The organism is Mycolicibacterium wolinskyi, assembly GCF_002101965.1.
Classification (GTDB): domain Bacteria; phylum Actinomycetota; class Actinomycetes; order Mycobacteriales; family Mycobacteriaceae; genus Mycobacterium; species Mycobacterium wolinskyi.
Genome location: NZ_LQQA01000003.1, coordinates 1 through 1373, shown reverse-complemented (window position 1 = coordinate 1373; position 1373 = coordinate 1). Strand labels below are relative to the sequence as shown.

Annotated in this window: 1 protein-coding gene; it reads left to right on the top strand. The window is 64.8% G+C overall.

The features are described from left to right. The first annotated feature begins 85 nt into the window (after window positions 1-85). Window positions 86-1321: an integrase core domain-containing protein gene (locus AWC31_RS00610; RefSeq protein WP_085141872.1), complete on the top strand. Its 1236-nt coding sequence runs from the start codon at window positions 86-88 to the stop codon at window positions 1319-1321. Window positions 1322-1373: the final 52 nt, after the last annotated feature.

Below are 1373 nucleotides of genomic sequence, written 5' to 3'. Positions count from 1 at the left end.
CATGTTCTGATCCGGGACATCGCTGACAGGTGGATGTCTCGGGACATCGCTGACACCTGAGGGTGGCTGTGGGCCAGATTGGTTCATGGCTCAGAAGGTGACGGCGATGGATGTTCGTGCCGCGACGGCGTTGGCCGGGCAGGTGCACAACGTGGCGGGGTTCTGCCGCGAGCAGGGGATCAGTCGCACGACGTTCTACAAGTTCAGGCGGCGTTTCCTCGACGAGGGTTTGGCCGGGCTGGAAGAGCGCTCACGGCGGCCGCTGACGTCTCCGGGCCAGACCAGCGCCGCGGTCGAAGAGGTGGTGCTGCGTAAACGCAAGCAGCTTTTGGAAGCCGGTGCGGATTACGGGCCCCAGTCGATCGTGTGGGCCTTGCAGCGCGAGAAGTTCAGCGCCGTGCCCTCCCGTGCGAGCGTGTGGCGGATTCTGACCCGTCACGGGGTGATCGTCGCCCAACCGCAGAAGCGGCCGAAATCGGCCACCAAGCGGTTCACCTTCAGCCGCCCGAACGAGTGCTGGCAATCCGACTGGACCGGATGGGTCCTGGCCGACGAGGCCCCCGCGGCCATCGCCGGTTCCCTCGACGACCATTCCCGCTACCTGGTGGGCCTGCGGGCCGGCCCCGGTGATGCCACCAACGATCTGGTGTGGTCGGTGATGATGGCCGGGATCACCGAATGTGGTGTTCCAACAATGTCATTGGCCGACAACGGATTTGTCTACACCGGTAAATGGCGCGGGTTCGAATGTTCATTTGAGGCCAACCTGCGGGCGCTGGGGACGGTCACGATCAACTCGCGCCCATTTCATCCGCAGACCTGCGGCAAAATCGAACGGCTGTGGCAGACCCTCAAGAAGTGGCTGCGGGCCCACCCAGTCCCACAAACCATCGCCGAGCTCAACGATCTCCTCGACGAGTTCCGTGAGTTCTACAACCACCAACGGCCCCATCGCGCCTTGCGTGGAGCCACTCCCGCCGAGGCGTTCACCGCCACCGCCCAGTCCCGCCCCGTCGATCGGCCCCTGCCCGCACCAGTGCTGGTCACCCGCAACGCCATCGTCGACAAGCGCGGGCGCCTGTTCGTTGCGCCCTATCAGATCCACCTCGGCCTGCGCTGGGCCGGCCACGTCTGCGACAGCATCCGCGACGGCGAGCACATCGCCGTCTTCGCCGGCAGCGTTCTCCTGCGTGAGCTCATCGCCGACCCCCGCCGGATCTATCAACCCGGCGACAAACGCACGCGGACCTACCGCACACACCAACCCGGCGACAAACGCACGCCAACCAAACGCACACACCAACCCAAACCGGCACAATGAGTGTCAGCGATGTCCCGAGACAAAAGTGTCAGCGATGTCCCGAGACACCACA